The 17819-nt window shown below is 54.7% G+C and carries 19 protein-coding genes; 6 read left to right on the top strand and 13 right to left on the bottom strand.

Annotated features, from left to right (window positions below; translation table 11 throughout):
• Nucleotides 1-120 precede the first annotated feature (120 nt).
• Nucleotides 121-3498, bottom strand: coding sequence for an SEL1-like repeat protein (locus G340_RS0109015; RefSeq protein ID WP_020073327.1), 3378 nt, complete (start codon nt 3496-3498; stop codon nt 121-123).
• Nucleotides 3499-3605: 107 nt separating this feature from the next.
• Here G340_RS0109015 and G340_RS18230 point away from each other — a divergent pair, with 107 nt between their 5' ends.
• Entirely contained in the window at nt 3606-3875 is a 270-nt protein-coding gene (locus tag G340_RS18230; RefSeq protein ID WP_177309662.1) for a hypothetical protein, read from the top strand.
• 13 nt (nt 3876-3888) lie between these two features.
• On the opposite strand, the gene G340_RS0109010 is transcribed toward G340_RS18230, so the two are convergent.
• From G340_RS0109010 to G340_RS0109000, 3 genes are all read right to left on the bottom strand, one after another.
• Nucleotides 3889-4368 (bottom strand): GlcG/HbpS family heme-binding protein, encoded by a 480-nt coding sequence (locus G340_RS0109010; protein ID WP_020073326.1) that lies wholly within the window; start codon nt 4366-4368, stop codon nt 3889-3891.
• Between the two features lie 80 nt (nt 4369-4448).
• Nucleotides 4449-4649, bottom strand: coding sequence for a hypothetical protein (locus G340_RS0109005; RefSeq protein ID WP_326522364.1), 201 nt, complete (start codon nt 4647-4649; stop codon nt 4449-4451).
• A 189-nt stretch (nt 4650-4838) separates the two neighbouring features.
• On the bottom strand, nt 4839-5414 hold the full coding sequence (locus tag G340_RS0109000; protein ID WP_020073324.1) for a zinc dependent phospholipase C family protein: 576 nt from the start codon (nt 5412-5414) through the stop codon (nt 4839-4841).
• Nucleotides 5415-5626: 212 nt separating this feature from the next.
• Between G340_RS0109000 and G340_RS0108995 the strand changes: the two genes are divergently transcribed.
• From G340_RS0108995 to G340_RS17900, 3 genes are read left to right on the top strand one after another with little or no spacing between them, the layout of a single operon-like run.
• The gene (locus G340_RS0108995) at nt 5627-6520 is read left to right on the top strand and encodes a YitT family protein (protein ID WP_020073323.1); all 894 of its coding nucleotides are present in this window, start codon (nt 5627-5629) and stop codon (nt 6518-6520) included.
• 10 nt (nt 6521-6530) lie between these two features.
• Complete coding sequence (locus G340_RS17515) at nt 6531-6716, top strand: helix-turn-helix domain-containing protein (RefSeq protein WP_154653153.1); 186 nt, start codon at nt 6531-6533, stop codon at nt 6714-6716.
• 30 nt (nt 6717-6746) lie between these two features.
• Nucleotides 6747-6908, top strand: a complete 162-nt coding sequence (locus tag G340_RS17900) for a hypothetical protein (protein ID WP_020073321.1) — start codon at nt 6747-6749, stop codon at nt 6906-6908.
• A 136-nt stretch (nt 6909-7044) separates the two neighbouring features.
• Here G340_RS17900 and upp read toward each other — a convergent pair whose 3' ends face one another.
• Genes upp through tsaE form a run of 4 tightly spaced genes read right to left on the bottom strand, consistent with a single transcriptional unit; the run spans nt 7045 to nt 9271 of the window.
• Nucleotides 7045-7677, bottom strand: a complete 633-nt coding sequence (gene upp, locus G340_RS0108985) for a uracil phosphoribosyltransferase (protein ID WP_020073320.1) — start codon at nt 7675-7677, stop codon at nt 7045-7047.
• Between the two features lie 12 nt (nt 7678-7689).
• The gene (rpiB, locus tag G340_RS0108980) at nt 7690-8136 is read right to left on the bottom strand and encodes a ribose 5-phosphate isomerase B (RefSeq protein WP_020073319.1); all 447 of its coding nucleotides are present in this window, start codon (nt 8134-8136) and stop codon (nt 7690-7692) included.
• Between the two features lie 2 nt (nt 8137-8138).
• Nucleotides 8139-8852 carry a tRNA (adenosine(37)-N6)-threonylcarbamoyltransferase complex dimerization subunit type 1 TsaB gene (gene tsaB / locus G340_RS0108975; protein ID WP_020073318.1) on the bottom strand — a complete coding sequence of 238 codons (714 nt, stop codon included), beginning with the start codon at nt 8850-8852 and terminating at the stop codon, nt 8139-8141.
• Entirely contained in the window at nt 8849-9271 is a 423-nt protein-coding gene (tsaE, locus tag G340_RS0108970; RefSeq protein ID WP_020073317.1) for a tRNA (adenosine(37)-N6)-threonylcarbamoyltransferase complex ATPase subunit type 1 TsaE, read from the bottom strand. The genes tsaB and tsaE overlap by 4 nt, the downstream gene beginning before the upstream one ends.
• Nucleotides 9272-9623: 352 nt before the next feature.
• Here tsaE and G340_RS0108965 point away from each other — a divergent pair, with 352 nt between their 5' ends.
• A complete protein-coding gene (locus tag G340_RS0108965; RefSeq protein WP_326522363.1) occupies nt 9624-10706 on the top strand; it encodes an FtsW/RodA/SpoVE family cell cycle protein in 1083 nt (360 codons plus the stop codon).
• Nucleotides 10707-10829: 123 nt separating this feature from the next.
• Here G340_RS0108965 and G340_RS0108960 read toward each other — a convergent pair whose 3' ends face one another.
• The 4 genes from G340_RS0108960 to typA all read right to left on the bottom strand — a co-directional run bounded on the left by G340_RS0108960 (nt 10830) and on the right by typA (nt 15441).
• Complete coding sequence (locus G340_RS0108960) at nt 10830-11741, bottom strand: radical SAM protein (protein ID WP_020073315.1); 912 nt, start codon at nt 11739-11741, stop codon at nt 10830-10832.
• The gene (gene pgeF / locus G340_RS0108955) at nt 11731-12567 is read right to left on the bottom strand and encodes a peptidoglycan editing factor PgeF (protein WP_020073314.1); all 837 of its coding nucleotides are present in this window, start codon (nt 12565-12567) and stop codon (nt 11731-11733) included. The genes G340_RS0108960 and pgeF overlap by 11 nt, the downstream gene beginning before the upstream one ends.
• A 92-nt stretch (nt 12568-12659) precedes the next feature.
• On the bottom strand, nt 12660-13601 hold the full coding sequence (locus tag G340_RS0108950) for a 3'-5' exonuclease (protein ID WP_020073313.1): 942 nt from the start codon (nt 13599-13601) through the stop codon (nt 12660-12662).
• A gap of 19 nt (nt 13602-13620) precedes the next feature.
• Nucleotides 13621-15441, bottom strand: coding sequence for a translational GTPase TypA (gene typA / locus G340_RS0108945; protein ID WP_020073312.1), 1821 nt, complete (start codon nt 15439-15441; stop codon nt 13621-13623).
• 532 nt (nt 15442-15973) lie between these two features.
• On the opposite strand from typA, the gene G340_RS0108940 reads away from it, so the two are divergent.
• Nucleotides 15974-16951 carry a DMT family transporter gene (locus G340_RS0108940; RefSeq protein ID WP_027103938.1) on the top strand — a complete coding sequence of 326 codons (978 nt, stop codon included), beginning with the start codon at nt 15974-15976 and terminating at the stop codon, nt 16949-16951.
• Nucleotides 16952-17021: 70 nt separating this feature from the next.
• Here G340_RS0108940 and G340_RS0108935 read toward each other — a convergent pair whose 3' ends face one another.
• The gene (locus tag G340_RS0108935; protein WP_177309661.1) at nt 17022-17738 is read right to left on the bottom strand and encodes a DUF4261 domain-containing protein; all 717 of its coding nucleotides are present in this window, start codon (nt 17736-17738) and stop codon (nt 17022-17024) included.
• Nucleotides 17739-17819 lie beyond the last annotated feature (81 nt).

The raw sequence follows: 17819 nt of genomic DNA, 5'->3' as shown, positions 1-17819 counted from the left end.
TTTTGCTTTTTACCGCAGGGGAGTTCTGTGGAGCACTTGACCAATCGCACTCGCGGGTCTGAACAGCAAATGGCCGGGAGCGGTTCCGAAAAACCGCTCCCGGCCATACTGTTCTTATTCTCAGTGCTTGAACAGCGAGAACAAACCGCCCCATCGCTTTGATTTGCCCTCCAGGCGCTTCAGGGCTGTTTTGGCTTTTTCATATCCAAGCTCTATCGCCCGCCGGTACATCTCAAGGGCTTTGTCGGTATCCTGTTTTACGCCGGTTCCCTTCTCATAGAAATACCCAAGCCGATAGCAGGACTCCGCATCCTTGTTTTCCGCCGCCTTGTGGTACCATTCCGCCGCCTTGACAAGATCCTTCGATACACCCCTGCCGTTTTCATACAGCTTCCCGATGCTGAACATCGCTGTTTCGTCGCCCCGCTCCGCTCCCAGCAGGTACAGCCGCATCGCCTCGGCAAAATCCTGCTTTACGCCCTGGCCGCTCTCGTAGCAGTCCGCCAGGTTGCCGAAAGCCTCATCGCACCCCATTTCCATCGACTGCCGAAACAGCGATACCGCTTTTTCCAAATCCGCTTTCACCCCATGGCCATAGCGATATAACCGCCCAAGGTTCACCATTCCGTCGCTGCTCCCCGCATTCACCGCTCTTTCATACAGCTCAACGGCTTTTTCGTAATCCTGCGCGACCCCTACACCGTCATTATACCGGTTTCCAAGAACGATCAAAGCATCTTCGTACCCCTGATCCACGGCCAGCTGATACCAATAAATCGCTTTCTCCATGTTCTTTTCCGTGCCATAGCCGAATTCATAGCATTGTCCCATGCGGAATTGAGCGCGGGGATGTTTCTGTTCGGCGGCTTTGGAGAACCAGTAAAACGCCTGGTCGTTATCCTCCTGCACACCATGGCCATAATAATAGCAATTCCCCAGATTCGACTGCCCTCGGGGATACCCCTGCTCCGCCGAAAGGCGGAACAGCTCCACCGCTTTTACCACGTCTTTCTCTATACCGCAGCCAACCTCGTAGCAATAGCCAAGATCGCACTGCGCCACCGGATGATTCTTTTTCGCTGCGATCTGGTAAAGCTCCACCGCCTTCTCGGGGTTACGCTCCACGCCCCAGCCGTGTTCATAGCACACGCCCAGCAAATGCTGCGCCCGGGTATAGTCCTGCTCCGCCGCTTTGGTAAACCAATGGACGGCCTGCTCATTGTCCTCCTCCACGGCGATGCCGTGGTAGTAGAAAAAGCCCAGATTGCACTGTGCGCGGGCATTCCCCTGTTCCGCGGAAAGGCGGTACAGCTCCATTGCCTTTTCCTTGTTCTCTTCCACGCCCTCGCCGCATTCATAGCACAGGCCCAGGTCGCACTGCGCATCGGAATCCTTTTTGTCGGCGGCAAGCTGGTAAAGCTCGACTGCCCGTTTCGGATTTGCCTCTACGCCGCGGCCCTGCGCGTAGCACTGGCCCAGCATGCGCTGTGCGCGGGCATGCCCCTGATCCGCCGCCTTGGTAAACCAGCCAACGGCCTCCTCGTAGTCAACCTCTGTCTTGACGCCATAATAATAGAAATTGCCCAGATTGCACTGTGCCGGGGCGTAGCCCTGCTCCGCGGCCTTTTGGTAGAACTCCCTTGCCCGGGTCAGATCCCGCTCCACGCCGTAGCCGTTCTCATAGCATTCGCCCAGCAGATTCTGTGCGCGCGGATAGTTCTTTTCCGCCGCCTTGGTGAACCAGCGAACGGCTTCCTCGTTATTTTCCTCTGTTGCAATACCAACATAGTAAAAGAAGCCCAGATTGCACTGCGCGGTCGTGTGGCCCTGCTCCGCCGCCAGGCGGTACAGCTCCATCGCCTTTGCCTTATCCGTTTCCACCCCATAGCCGCTTTCGTAGCATTCACCCAGCAGGCACTGCGCGCGCGGGAAATTCTGCTCCACCGCTTTGGAAAACCAGCGTACGGCCTCTTCGTTGTTTTCTTCCACCCCGATCGCGCAGTAATAGCAATACCCCAGGTTGCACTGCGCGGGCGCATAGTCCTGCTCCGCCGAAGCACGGTACAGTTCTACCGCTTTTTCCTTGTCCTGCTCCACGCCCATCCCGTATTCGTACAGTACGCCGAGCGCGCACCGCGCATCGGGGTACTCCTGCTCGGCCGCCGCCTGATACAGCTCCGCCGCACGGGCCGGGTTCCGCTCCACGCCGTAGCCGTTTTCATAGCAGATGCCCAAAAGATGCCGCGCACGCGGATACCCCTGCTCGGCCGCCTTGGAGAACCAGCTCACGGCTTCTTCGTTGTTTTCTTCCATACCGACGCCGGTGTAATAGAAATAGCCCAGATTGCACTGCGCGGGCGCATAGCCCTGTTCCCCCGAAAGGCGGTACAGCTCTGCCGCTTTTGCCTTATCCTCTTCCACGCCATAGCCATTTTCATAGCACAGACCAAGCAGGCACTGCGCACGGGGATGCTTTTTTTCGACCGCCCTTTCAAACCAGCGGGCAGCCTCCTCGTTGTCTTCCTCCACACCGGTGCCGGTATAGTACAAATAGCCCAGGTTGCACTGCGCGGGCGCATAGCCTTGTTCCGCGGAAAGAAGATACAGCTCCCGGGCTTTTTCCAGATCCTGCATTATCCCCCATCCGTTTTCGTAGCACTCACCCAAAACACATCTTGCCTGCGGATACTCCTGCTCCACCGCTTTGTTGAACCAGGTGACAGCCTGTTCCGCGTCCCGCTCTACGCCGAGCGCGTGAAGATAAATCAGGCCCAGACGCGTTTGCGCAGGCGCAAATTCCGACTCCGCCGCCTGGCGGTACAGCTCGACTGCCTTGTCGGTATCTTTTTCCGCGCCGTATCCATATTCAAAGCATTCGCCCAGCAAAAACTGCGCGCGCGGATACTCCTGCTCCGCCGCCTTGGAGAACCAGACGACAGCCTCGGCGTCGTTCTCTTCCACCGCAATCCCGTGGTAATAGAAAAAGCCCAGATTGCACTGCGCCGGGGCATACTCCTGCTCTGCGGCCAGCAGGTACAGCTCCATCGCCTTGTCTTTATCCATTTCGACGCCCTGCCCGATTTCATAGCACAGCCCCAAAGCACATTGTGCGGACGGAAAGTCCTGCTCCGCCGCCTCACGGTACAAGGACACCGCTTTTTCGTAATCCTGCTTCACGCCGATCCCGTTTTCATAGCACGCGCCTAAATTGTACTGAGCAGAAACATCCCCCTGCTCGGCCGCCTGCTGAAACCAATAGAAGGCCTTTTCACCGTCCTGTTTTACGCCGCCCGTCCCGCGGTAATAGCAGAGGGCAAGCTGGTGCTTTGCCTCCAAATCGTCGTCCTCGGCTCTTGCAATCAGCTCCTGCAAATCCTCCTGCTGCTGTTTCACCGTTTCCGCAGCGCTTCGGATCAGCTTCGGATCGATAAAAACAAATTTATATGGGTCCTTCGGCTCTGTTTCACTGTTTTGTGTCTGGTTTCTTTCGTCCTGCATAAAAAATAACTCCTTTATTTCCATTCATAGGGCTTGCCTTGCTCTTGAACCATTCTGTGGCTTTTATGAAAAACTGTTGATGAATTTCTGCACACGTTCAAGCAATCATGATTTTTTTCAGTATATCACGATTGTCGGATTTTGTCATTATCGATCGCCGGATCGATTTGAAATTTACCTTTTACTGGAAAATTTGGGCTGCTGCCGCCGATGTGCGGCCCTTAAAAGAATATGACGGGAAATGGGAAAAAATCTCTGCCCTATCCCGCAAAAAAGCAAGGTGCTGTTCCACCGGAACAACACCTTGCTTTTTAAACTCTGGCTGTGCGCGTGCTCATTTTATTTTGCGGGAACATTCCCAAAGAGAGTCTTTTTAAATCCGGCCAATCGCTACTTTTTAGTCCAGCTGAACTCCGGGCAGGCGCTCACCGCCGCTTCGGCAATCAGGGTGTCTTCCTCCACGGTTCCGCCGCTGATTCCGACTGCGCCGGCCAGTCTGCCGGCCCGGAACAGCGGCAGCCCGCCGCCGAACACGCAGTATCTGCCGCCAAACATCGTGTGGAGCCCGTACAGAGCCCCATCGGGAACGGTTCGTTCGTGCAGGCTCCCGGTAGGAGTCTCTAAAGAGGCCGAGGTGTACGCCTTGCTGAACGCGGCGTCCACGCTGATCAACAGCGCGCCGTCCATCCGCAGGTGCAGAATCCGGTTTCCCCCTGCATCCACCACGGCGGCGGAAATCGGTACCCCCACCTCTTTTGCCTTTTCACGCGCCGCCTTTGTCATCCGCTCCGCCAGATCGAGACTGATTCCGCGCTCACCGTACTCCGCCAGCTGGCGCAGGATTTCTTCCTTTACTTCTTCGTGCAGCATGTTCTCCCTCCCTTTCACACTTTCTTCTGGCATAATCATAGCGGATTCAAAGACATCTGTCCAGCAAAAAACAAACCAAATCAGTGCAACTCTTTGACCGAGCCCGTGCGGTAAAAGCCCTGCGGATATGCACCGGCCGTTGCGATGCGCTTTCGGTCTCTGCGGTAAAACAGCTGCGTCCCGCTGTCCCACAGCCGTTCCAGCGTCTTCTGCTGCGCAGGGCGGTAAAAAGCCTGTGCCGCAGTGCCCTTTTTGTCGTTTGAATTTTTCCAAGCATCCATTTTCTTCACCCTTTTCCTGTTTTCCATAAGATGCCCATATCCATTTATTACTATGAAACTATCACAGAATCCGGAACAAATAAATTCCCCATTTTTAAATGATAAAAGCACAGAAAAAAGAAAAAGGGTACACGGCAACGCCGCATACCCAAAAATTACGCTTATGCTATAGGATAAATGAGAAAAGCATTACCGCTGTACAGCCGGCTCGGCCACACAGCGGCCGTGATAAAACACATACAGCACCAGCTCAATGCAGGATCGAATCGCAAAGAACAGTTCGGTCTCAAAGTCCTGCCCGAGCTCATATTTTTGGTGAACACGATCGTGCATATGTTCATAAATTTCCTGCACCGTCAAAGGAACCTCTATTTCAGGCACGTAATCCAGGCCTTTGAAATATTCCATATGATTGCCCATGTAAAACAACAGGTCCTGCTCGTACTGAATATGCTCTGAAAGAGTGCCGTCAAATTCAGAGCTGTGCGCCAGGCAGAGGAAATCGGAATAGTAGTGGCACAAAACTCCCAGTTTTTTGGACAGCTGCCGATTCTTATCCTGCCATTCCAGGCGGCAGGTGCGGCCGATCTTTCTCCTTACCATATCCTTGCAATAGCGCATGCGATGCGGCCTGAGGAAAGAAAGAGAATGATCCGGGCTGGTATTTCCCTTCAGGAAGCTGGCTCTGTCCAGCCGAACACCATATTTTTCAGCTACATACTCGTATACAATCAGTCCGATGAGCACATGATTCGGACTATTCATCCCGGGACTTCCACTCCTTTTTCATTATATCTGGAACACTGTCATTCACTATACCACACTTTTTTTAAAAATAAAATATTTTTTTCCGTATTCCAGAACTTACTTGATTAAAATTTGAATAAAAAGATATTTTTCAGTTACGCAGTTCACCGCTTGACTTCTTTTTCCCGCCCGATATAATGGAAACAGATATAGAATCAGGGGGATCGTCCATGCAAAAATCGCATATGCTGCATAAAGAACACCTGCAAATGCTGCCAGGCTACCTTTTCTCTGTTTTAGGGGGAATCATCTGCGCCGCGAACCTGAATACCGTTATTGTTCCGCTCAAGCTGTATAACGGCGGATTCATCGGCATTGCGCAGGTTCTCTCCGATCTTGCCGTCAATGTTCTGCACCTGAATATTCCGCAAACCTTCAATCTGGCCGGCGTGATGATGATGGTTCTGAACATTCCCCTTCTGCTGCTCGCCTACCGGGAAATCAGCCGTACGTTTTTCCTGAAAACCGTGCTGACCGTCGCAAGCCAGTCGATGGCGATGACGATCATTCCGATTCCGAGCACACCGCTAATTAACGATTACCTCACGGCCTGCGTCATCGGCGGACTGATCGCGGGCTCCGGGATCGGCCTGACCCTGCGCTCCGGCGGCTCCGGCGGCGGAACCGACATCATCGGCGTGTACTGCACCAAAAAATTCCCTGACATGAGCGTCGGCAAGCTCGGCATTTCTGTCAGCAGTATCGTATTTTTGTACTGCCTCTTCCGTTTTGAGGTGGAAGTGGTGGTGTACTCCGTTATTTTCTCTGCCGCAACCTCTCTGGTAGTGGACAGAACCCATTATCAGAACATAAAATCGAGCGCTATGATCTTTACAAGGCACCCCGAGGTAGCCGATACCATCGTTCAGCTTTTGCACCGTGGCGTTACCTGCTGGCAGGGCTACGGCGCTTATACACACGAACAGTCGTACATCTTTATGACGGTGGTTTCCAAATTTGAAATCAGCCGCATGAAGCGGATCGTTCGGGATATCGACCCCCAGGCGTTTATCATCATCAACGACCGGCTGGACATCAGCGGCAATTTTGTCAAGCGGTTGTAAAAAGCCGAAAATGTTACGTTTGGTTGTTTCCAGACAAACCGTAAGCAAATGGGAAACCGACCAGACAGTTCCCGATCTGACCAAGACAAAGCTCCTCTGTGAGCTGTACCGTGTCAGCTATGATCAGCTGATCAGCGGAAACACAGTGGGCGGGGATTGGACCAGCATGGACAGCGCGGCGGACGAAATCGACTGAACCGCGGCCTGGAGCCGGAAATACCCCATTTTGGCCACCTATCAGGGACTTCATGGGATCAGGGCTTACCAGGAACAGATTGCGGCTCTGTGCGGCCGCTGCCAAGAGCAGCTCGGCCTGAGCGAAGCGGACACATTCCTGATTCTGAAGGATCTTCTGTACCAGGAATACAAAAGCCGCAACGGAAAATAACCGGCCATATCAAAAGAGATTCTTCCTAAACTCGGTGAAAAACACCGCTACTTAGGAAGAATCTCTTTTTGTCTTTTGCGAGAATCCGCCAGCGCCGGCCCGAAATGGGCCGGGCACGGCAGCCCGGCGCTTTGTGTTACAGGGTGCCGAAAATCCGGTCGCCCGCGTCGCCCAGGCCGGGAACGATATATCCGGATTCATTGAGATGGTCGTCAATATGAGCACAGTAAATCGGCACATCAGGGTGGGCCTTGGAGAGCGCCTCAACGCCCTCGGGCGCCGCGATAACGCACATAAATTTAATGCTCTTGGGATGGCTGCGCTTGATAATGTTGATCGCATCCACAGCGGAACCGCCGGTAGCCAGCATAGGGTCGAGCACAATCACGTCGCGCTCGTTGGTATCCTGCGGCAGCTTGCTGTAATACTCTACCGGCTGCAAGGTCTCGTGGTCGCGGTACAGGCCGATATGGCCCACCTTCGCGGCGGGAACCAGCTCGAGCACGGCGTCTACCATGCCGAGGCCCGCGCGCAGAATCGGCACAAATGCCAGCTTGCGGCCCGACAGCACCTTTGTGGTGGCCATTGCGACCGGCGTCTCGACCCGTGTTTCTTCCAAGGGAAGATCTCGTGTGGCCTCATAGCACATCAGCATGGCGATTTCGCCCACCAAGCTGCGGAACTCCTTGGAGCCTGTGTTCTTATCCCTTAAAAAAGTCAGCTTGTGCTGAATGAGGGGGTGTGTCATTTCAAAAACCTGATGTTCCATCCGTTTACTCCTTTACAGCTTTTCTCCGTCTTCAATTTCTTTGATCTGCGCGATTCTTCTCGCATGCCGCCCGCCTTCAAACGGGGTTTCGAGAAAAATTTTGGTCAGCTTAACCGCCGTTTCCTCGTCGATCACACGGCCGCCCATGCACAGAATGTTGGCGTCGTTATGCCGGCGGGTGGCATCTGCGCAGAATTCGTTTGTGCATACCGCCGCGCGGATTCCCTTTACCTTATTGGCGGCAATCGAAATTCCGATTCCGGTGCCGCAGCACAGAATTCCCTTTTCCGCTCTTCCTTCGGCCACATCGTAAGCCACCTTAGAAGCAAACAGCGCATAATCCACCGATTCCTCGCTGTAGCAGCCGTAATCGTGATACGCAATGGAGTTCTTCTCCAAATAGGCTTTTACCGCTTCTTTCAGGCAAAATCCGCCGTGATCCGCTCCCAGTACTACCATGCTCAGCCCTCCTTTTGATTTTCCTGCCGTTTTTTGAGTTCCCGCTCTGCCTGAGACAGGCGCAGGTATACGGGCAGCAGCTCGGAAGCAGGTACCGCTTCCCCTCGCTGCCAGGCGCCAAAGGCCGCTTTGCCCACTCCGAACGCGCGCTGATACAGCGACGGCTCCGGCGGCAGAACAGCGGAAAGCTCTTGAAACCCGTTCGTATTATAGCACAGTTTTGCCCCATCTCCAACAAGAAATAAAGGCCGGCTATAATTTTTGCATTCTTCGCTGAGCGCCTCCACCGAAATCGCGCGATCCGGCGTCAGGCGCTCGAAACCATCCTGCTCCAAACGGAACACGGCATTGTACACCTGCCCGCGCCGCGCATCCATCACCGCGCACACCGTGGCGCCGGGCAGGGCAAGATTATAGGCCATCGCCTCGAGAGTGGAAACACCGACGCACGGCTTGTCCTGCGCCATCGCCATTCCCTTGATGCTGGCCACGCCGATGCGCACGCCGGTAAACGAACCGGGCCCGGCGGCCGCCGCAAATAAGTCAATGTCCCCGACGGAAACGCCCGCGCACGCCAGCACCTGCTGCACCATCGGCATCAGTGTCTGGCTGTGGGTAAGGCCGGTGTGAACGAAAAATTCCCCCAGCAGGCGGTCGTCCTCCAGCACCGCGGCGGAAGCCGCAACGGCGGTGGAATCTATAGCAAGTATTTTCATAGCTCTAATCCCTCGATTCGGAAAATGCGCTCCTGCTCCGTTTTCCCGGCGGAGAGCTCAATGGTAATTGCGTCGGGCGGGAGAGCGCCGCTGATATTTTCACTCCACTCAATGACCAGTACCGCGTCGGTATCCAGATAATCGAAAAAGCCCGTGGATTCCAGATCCTCCCAGCTTTCTACCCGGAACATATCGAAGTGATAGACCGTGAGACGGCCATGGTATTCGTTTACAATAGAGAAGGTGGGACTGCTGATTCCGGAAGAAATTCCCAGGCCCGCCGCAAGACCCCGCGTAAACGCCGTTTTTCCCATTCCCATACCGCCAAACAGCGCCAGAACCTCCCCACCCCTCAATTGCCGGGCAACGCGGCGGCCCAGATCTTCCGTCTGTGCGGGCGAGTCTGTGACAATCTGCAAAATAGAATCCTCCTTAACGATCCCAAAGGGCCGGTTTCAAACGGCGTGCTCCGAAGGCAATCCTTACGATTTAAAACAAGCGTTCTTCGCTTTCCCGCCTGCGTTGGCAAAAGGCAGCTTTTCCCTTCTGCCTTTGGGCAAGCGAAGGAACAACCACGCGCTGATTCGGTTCCGGCGCCCTTTGCAAAAAACAATCGAAAGAATTATACCACATTCGTGGGCAGGATAAAAGTATTTGCTTGAACTTTCGCCCGCTTCCGCCTATAATAAGACTCGAGGTGAAATTATGTCCAGAGCTCTTGACTCGTTCCAACTGTATTTTCGACGAACAAACAAGCCCCTGTGGCTGTTTATGATAGCGATTTCCGTTTACGGACTTCTTCTGGTGGCCAGCGTAACCCGCGCGTTCAGCGTCAACTACTTTAAAACGCAGCTGATCGCCGTGATACTGGGGTATATTGCCGCCATTATCCTGACCCGTCTGAACTACCGGGAAATTGCGAATTACTGGTACCTTGTGGCGGGCTTTTGTATTTTTCTGATCGTCTACACGCTGCTGTTCGGGCAATCTGCTTCCGGCTCCTCCGGTGTTGACGCCAAGGCGTGGATCAAGCTGCCGGGCGGCACGACCTTTCAGCCGTCAGAGCTGGCGAAAATCGGCTTTATGATCACCTTCCCGAAGCACCTCTCCGTTTTGGAGGAACGTGGATTGCTGCGGAATCCCTTGTATGTGATCTCTTTAGGTGTACATGCCCTGATCCCCATGCTGCTGACCCATATGCAGGGCGACGACGGAGCGGCGGTGATCTTCTTCTGCATGTTCCTTGCCATGTCTTTTGCGGCAGGGGTGCAGCTGCGCTACTTTGCGCTGGTATTCGGCGCCATGCTGATCGGCGCTCCCCTCGCGTGGAAATACGTTCTGGCGGATTACCAGAAAACCCGCCTGATCAACATGATGAACCCCGAGGCCGACCCGCTGGGCGCGGGGCTGCAGCAGATTCAGGGCAGAATCTCCATCGGCTCGGGTCAGCTGTTCGGGCGCGGGCTGTTTGAGGGCCCGCGCGTGGCGCGCAACAGCGTGCCGATTCAGCAGAGTGACTTCATTTTCTCCGTTGCGGGCGAAGAGCTCGGGTTCATCGGTACCTCGCTTATCCTGATTCTGATTCTTGCGCTGCTGATTACCGTGCTGTACTGTGCCAGAAAGGCCAGCGACCCGATGGGAACCTATATGTGCTTCGGCTTCTTCGGCATGATTGCGTCACAGGCGATTTTCAATATAGGCATGTGCTTGAGCCTGCTGCCCGTTATGGGTGTTACGCTCCCGTTCTTCAGCGCGGGTGGTTCCTCCACGGCGTGTTTTTACCTTGGCTTCGGTCTGGTGCAGAGCGTGTATATGTTCAAGCACGATACCGATAAGGTACGATTGCGTCTGTGAATTTCATTCCAGTTTTTTTCTTCACTTTCGGTGCAGAAGAAGATCAACCATATTTCAGAGCATTTGATACCTCATTCATAAAACTCCAAAAAACCTGTGCCCGATCAGTTGGGCACAGGTTTTTTATTGCTTTGCATTGGAAAGGAACTCCAGCCCTTCCAGATCAAAGGGCGGGATATACGTTTTTTTTGCGGAGGAGCGCTCCTGCACAAAACCGTCCAGCCCGGATTTCATCAGATATTCCTCTACCTTATGGAATTCCCGGGCGGTGATGGGACGGTTGATCTCGGGGTACTGCTCCGCCCTTCCGCAGGGGATGTACTGCGCCATCAGGCTCACCGGCACCCCCTCGGGCAAATGCGCCCTCAGCCAATCGAGCACGGCGATGGATTCGCGCGTATGGCCCGGCAGAATCAAATGGCGCACCACCGTACCGCGGACAAGCATTCCCTGTTCGTCGAACCGGGCCTCGCCGGTCTGACGCGCCATTTCCAGAATCGCCCGCCTGGCGTATTCGGGGTAATTGGCCGCGCCGGAATACCGCGCGGCCGGTTCGGAGCTCACATATTTCAAATCCGGCAGGTACACATCTACCAAGCCCTCGAGCAGCCGGAGCGTTTCAATGGTTTCATAGCCGCTGCTGTTGTATACCACCGGCACCGGAAGCTTTTTCAGCCTTAACGCCTCGGCAATCGGCAGGGCAAATTGCGTGGGGCTGACCAGATTGATGTTGTGCGCACCCTGCTCGATCAGGCTTTGAAACACCTCGGCAAGCTGGGCGACGGTCAGTTCTTTTCCCACCTGCCGCCGGGTGCTGATGTCGTAGTTCTGGCAAAAAACACAGCCCAGGGTACAGCCGGTAAAAAACACCGTACCTGAGCCGCGCATTCCGCTGATGCAGGGCTCCTCCCAAAAGTGAAGCGCCGCGCGCGCCACTACGGGATGGCTGCCCATATGACAAAAGCCGTTACCCTTTGACGGCTCCCTGCGCACCCCGCAGCCGCGGGGGCACAGCATGCAATTCTCAAGAATCAAGGGCCTGCGCCTCCTTCAGACACATCATGGCCACCATACCGCCGCGCCTGTCTCCCATCAGGCGATGGGAGAAAAACAGCTCCGGGTGGCACTTCGTGCAGACCTCGCCCACCGAAATATTTTCGTCCGGGATGCCGGCCAGCACCAGAATCCTCCGGTTGCACTCCCACAAATCCAGCAGATATTTTCCGTTTGCCTGCTCGGCCAACAGTTCCTCCGGCAGCAAATCCGTGTGCCGCATCACCTGCTCCCGCACCGTTTCGTCCACCTCGTAGCAGCAAGGGCCGATGGACGGCCCTACCGCCGCTATGATGTCCTGCGTGCAGCAGCCGAACTGCCTGCACAAAGCTTCGGTCATCTTTTCACCGATCCGCTGTACGGTGCCGCGCCAGCCGGCATGTGCCAGAGCGATCACATCCTTCGTGGGATCGAAAAAATACAGCGGCACGCAGTCGGCATAGCTGGTGACAAGCGTGACGCCGGGAACATCGGTGTACAGGCCGTCCACGCTTTCCATGTCGCGCGGCCTTGTGACGCCGACGCCCTTCTCCTGCTCCGTTACATAGCGCAGAGTTGTGTGGTGATCCTGCGCGGAAGCAACCAGACCGTCAAAGTCATACCCCACCGCGTGGCAGATGCGCCGGTAGTTCTCAAGGATATTTTCCCGCGAATCCCCTCTGCGGAAATTCAGGCTCTCAAACTCTCCCCCGCTGACCCCGCCGACCCGGGTAGAAAAGGAATGCAGCAGCTGCGGGTATTGCTCCAGCGCCGGGAAGGTCAGGTATTTTACCCCGTCTGTTTCGTGCAGTTCCATTTGATTCAGCATGCCGTGCTCCTCCTGTTATAACTCCGCCGTAAAACGGCTGATTTCCCCCGCCGCGGGCGGGGGAAAGGCGTTTCCCAAACTGGCCGTATCGTTCAGGATTCCTCCTGTATGTCCTGCATCTCCGGCTCCGAATCCGCCGCGCCGCCTTCCGCAGTTTCCTCCTGCGGCTCCTCCTGAAAGGGAAGATTCTTTTTCCGGACGATCAGGCCGTCGTACTTCAGCTTAAACTGTATGCGGCCGGTAAAGCGGTAATCACAGCGCGGGCAGTAGAAATCTGCGCGAAAGCTCTTGTTGCGCACAGCCCAATCGCCAAGCCGCTCCGCCTCCAGGCCGCAGCGGTCGCAGAGGATGGTCATATCCGCCTTTCGCACCATGGGGTGCTCCCAGTCGGACAGAATGACGGTCTTAAAGGTGAGCCGGGGGTAAAAATCCGGGTCGTCCGCATCCTGAATCATCGACTCGAACGCGTCCTTGCGGTACAGCACCCGAAAGCACTCGAGCGAAAGGATGCTGTCGTTCAAGGCGCGGTGGTGCTCCGACTCCTCCTCATGAATCCCCAGCAGCTGCGCGCAGGTGGAAAGGCCCATCTGCATTGTGCCGATGCCCGGCAGCCGGGATTCGCAGTAGCGCTGCAAATCTACATATTTTTTTAAAAAAGGAATGTGACCGTCACCGCAGAAATAACGGCAGTTCTCAATCAAAGCCAACAGATCGGAGGTTCCCCATGTCATCAGCAGCGCGTCGCCCGCCCATTTTTTAAACCGGCTGACCGCCTGCATAAACAGCACGCCGTCCTCCAGGTCTTTGTTGCTCAGGCGGGTGAGGGTGCGGATTTTTCCGCTGATCTTCTTGCCCACCTGAGGGCGGACGAATGCTTGAAAGGTATCCACAACCGCCAGGGTTTCATCTACCTTGACGGCTCCGAATTCGATGATTTCATTGATATAGCCCTTCAGCCGGCGGCTATAGGTACCGTTCCATTCCAAATCCAGTATAATCAGCTTCATTGCTTCTCTGCGGGCGGATGTATCCATCAGTTCCCTGGCGCTTTCTTTATTTTTTTCTGTTGGACTGTTTCATGCGCTGCTCTTTGTTCAGAATCATCTTGCGCATACGGATCGATTTCGGCGTAACCTCCACCAGCTCGTCCTCCGCAATAAATTCCAAAGACTGCTCCAAACTGAGCACCGTGTGGGGCGTCAGCTTGAGCGAATCATCCGAACCGGAGGCACGGGTGTTGGTCGCGTGCTTTTTCTTGCAGACGTTGACCGTGATATCCTCCTGCTTGGGGCTGGCGCCGATGATCATGCCCTCATAAACCTCCACGCCGGGGCCGATGAACAGCTTGCCGCGGTCCTGCGCGTAAAACAGTCCGTAAGCGGTGGAGGGGCCGGTTTCGTGCGCAACCAGCGAGCCCTGGGCGCGCTGTACAATATCGCCGCGGTACGGCTCGTAGGAATCAAACACATGGTTCATGATGCCGTTGCCGTTTGTATCCGTTAAAAATTCCGAACGATAGCCCATCAGGCCGCGGGCGGGAATTTTAAATTCCATGTGGGTCACGCCGCTCTCACGGGTGCCCATGTTGACGATCTCCGCCTTGCGGGAGCCGAGCTTTTCCATGACGGCGCCCACGTACTGATCCGGCACCTCGATCATCAAAAGCTCGATGGGCTCACAGCGCTTGCCGCCGATCGTCTTGTAGATCACGCTCGGGCGAGAAACCTGAAACTCGTAGTTCTGGCGGCGCATGGTTTCGATCAGAATGGACAAATGCAGCTCGCCGCGCCCGGACACCTTGAACGTATCCGCGGAATCGGTTTCCTCCACGCGCAGCGCCACATTCGTTTCCACCTCTTTAAAAAGGCGGTCGCGCAGGTTGCGGGAGGTGACAAATTTGCCCTCCTTGCCCGCAAAGGGGCTGTTGTTGACCATGAACATCATCGAAACCGTCGGCTCGTCGATCTTGACGAACGGCAGCGGCTCCACGCAATCCGGCGCACAGGCCGTTTCGCCGATATTCAGGTCGGTAATGCCGGAAACGGCCACAATATCGCCCAGCGCCGCTTCGGTTACCTCCACTCTCCTGAGGCCCTCGAACTGGTAGAGCTTGACGATGCGGGCGTTGCGGTTGCCGTCCTCATGGCCGCACAGCACCACGCTCTGGCCGTCGCGGATTCTGCCGCGCTCCACGCGGCCGATGCCGATGCGCCCGACGTAATCATCGTAGTCGATGTTCGAGAACAGCACCTGCGCCGGTCCTTCCAGATCGCCCTGCGGGGCCGGTACAAACTTTAAAATGGATTCAAACAGGGGTATCATGTTCTCCCCCGGCTTGTCCGGGTCCAGAGTGGCGTAGCCGTCGCGGCCGGAGGCGTATACCACCGGGAATTCCAGCTGGCTTTCGTCTGCGCCGAGCTCAATGAACAGGTCGAGCACCTCGTCCACAACCTCCAGCGGGCGCGCGCCAGGGCGGTCAATTTTGTTGACGACGACCACCGGCTTTTTGCCAAGGCCGAGCGCCTTTTTCAGAACAAAACGGGTTTGGGGCATACAGCCCTCAAAGGCATCCACCAAAAGCAGAACGCCGTCCACCATCATCAGAATGCGCTCCACCTCGCCGCCGAAATCGGCATGGCCGGGGGTGTCTACAATATTGATCTTTGTTCCGTCATACATGACCGCAGTATTCTTAGAAAGAATCGTAATGCCGCGCTCACGCTCCAGGTCGTTCGAGTCCATCACTCGCTCGGCGACGGCCTCATTGACGCGGAAAATGCCGCTCTGACGCAGAAGCTGGTCGACCAGAGTGGTCTTGCCGTGGTCGACGTGCGCGATGATCGCGATGTTTCTTAAATCGTTTCTAATGTCCATCCAATTACCTCTTTTGAAAAATTCACAAACATTTCATAGTATAACATACTTTCCTGCTTTTTCATAGAAACTGCCGCATGTAAATCCTACAAAATTTGAGTAAAAAATCCCCCTTGAAACCCGACGCTTTGTATAGTGTATTTCCAAAACCGGCCCAATGGTAGCCAAAGAGAAAAATCGTGCTCAAAATCTCAAAAAACGAAGGGCTTTCTTCGGCAAGAATCCCTTTTCTTCCGCGAACCGACCCAAACATTCCCACCCTGTATAAAATATCGGAATATTTACTGAATTCACGGTTTTCTCTTTGAAAATAAATTTAAAATATAAACGGAAGCATTGTGTCGCCTTTTGGGCGGCGAGGGAATCAAAACTGGGAATGCCGTACCATTATTGCTTTTTACAGTCTCTTTTCCCCCGGAAAAAGCCCGGCGGTTCCAACGTTTTTTCGACGGGACGCGAGAAATTCGCTTGTTTTACATAATGAATAATGATACAATGAGTTGGAAGTTTCATGATAAAGGACTGAATCCCAATGCATCGACTGAAGCAATACCGGGGGGAGCTGATGCTCTCCCTTTGTGCCGTAATCTGGGGAACCGCCCTTGTGCCACAAAAGCTGGGCACGCTGTACCTTGGGCCCTTTTCCTTTGGCGCCGCCCGGTTTTTGACGGGAGCCGTCATCTTTTTCCCGCTGAGCCTGATTCTGAAGCGCGTCGGCCACGAGGGTCGAAACCCGTTTCTGCGAAAGGATCTCGTGATCGGCGGAGGACTTTGCGGAATCGCCATGTTTTTGGGCGCTTATTTTCAGCAGTTGGGGCTTGCCGATACCACTGTGGGGAAAACCGGGTTTATCACCGCGATGTACATTGTTATCATTCCTCTGATCGGCCTGTTCTTCCACCGCAAAACAGAACTGATGACCTGGGTGAGCATCGCGCTGGCCGCGGTGGGATTATACTTTTTGTGTATGTCTGAACATTTCAGCGTATCCAAGGGCGATTTTTATGTTTTCATCGGCTCTCTGTTCTGGGCCATACAAATCACCCTGGTGGATACCTACTCCAAGAAAACAAACAGTCTGGAGCTGGTTCCGGTGGAGTTTTTGGTTGCGGGCGTTTTGTCCCTTTTCTGCGCCTTCCAGATGGAATCGCCGAATCTTTCGGCGGTAACAAAAAGCATCGGCCCGATTTTGTACACGGGGATCATGGTTGTCGGCGTTGCATACACACTTCAGGCCCTTGGCCAAAAAACCGTTTCGCCGGCGATTGCCGGGCTGATTTTCAGCACGGAATCTCTTTTCGGCGTCATTTCCGGGGCCTTGCTGTTTCAGGAGGCCATGAGCCCGCGGGAGATTTTCGGCTGCGTTCTGATGTTCAGCGCGCTGGTGCTCTCCCAGATCAAGCTGCCCTCCATCCGGAAAAGCGAGGAAGAAAAAGCGAAAGCCTCTCAGCCCGAAAAAAACAAAGTGAAAACCGGAAAGCAATATGAAACCCCATCCTTTAAGACATGAAACAATATGGGTAGAGAAATCCCTCAGAGCCGCAGCGGCTTTGAGGGATTTCTCTATCCATAAACTCTGTTTACGCGCGGCCGCCGCCCGCGTATTTTCCCGGAAGAATATCCAGCACCACACGCTGCGGCCCGGCCAAAGCATCCTCATGCCGGCAGGGCCATTTGCCGCCGCCGATTCCCTCCACCGTATTGCCGTCCTGAATCACGTCGCCCTGACGGTACAGGTATGCGGCCAGATTTTTCAGAAACAGAACCGCGTCGTTCGGCTCCAGCTCTTTGCAGTGAAGCTGAAGATCAGGCAAGCCGATCGCAGTCAATCCGAGGGTATCGAACAGCATTTCGTCGGAATCTGTTATATTGAAAAAGCGAATATTCAGACCGCCGTCCAAAAAATGCAGCTCAGGCGAGTTCCACTCGGAGCGGGCAAAGGATTCGCGCGGTACCAGCCGCTGGCTGTGCGGCCAGTAGATGCCAATGCATTCCGGAAACAGCTCCAAAATCAAATCGGCATAATCAGCCATAATCCGGTATTGTGCCATCGGCGGCAGGTTCGCCGCCATCATGTTGCTGGCCATCAAAGAATACCGGCATCGCGCAGCAAATGCCTGCCGATCCGGCTGGCAGTCCCAAAATTGCGCGATGATCTGATCGTCCCACAGGCTCCGATCAAACAGATCCGGCCCATAAAGCACCAGCTGACTTGGAACAGAACGATCTTCCTTTTGGTAATAAGCGGGATGCTCCCATAAAGCGGCGCCAAGTAAATCAGAAGCCTTTCGTGGCATTTGAGGGGAATCTGCCAAAAAATCTATTCTCCCGAATGCTCCGGTCATCGCCTGTTCAAATTCTTTGAGAGAAGGCATTTT

The organism is Faecalispora sporosphaeroides DSM 1294 (assembly GCA_000383295.1).
Lineage (GTDB): Bacteria > Bacillota > Clostridia > Oscillospirales > Acutalibacteraceae > Faecalispora > Faecalispora sporosphaeroides.
The sequence above is the reverse complement of the archived record's forward strand: the minus strand, read 5'-3'. Positions and strand labels throughout refer to the sequence as shown.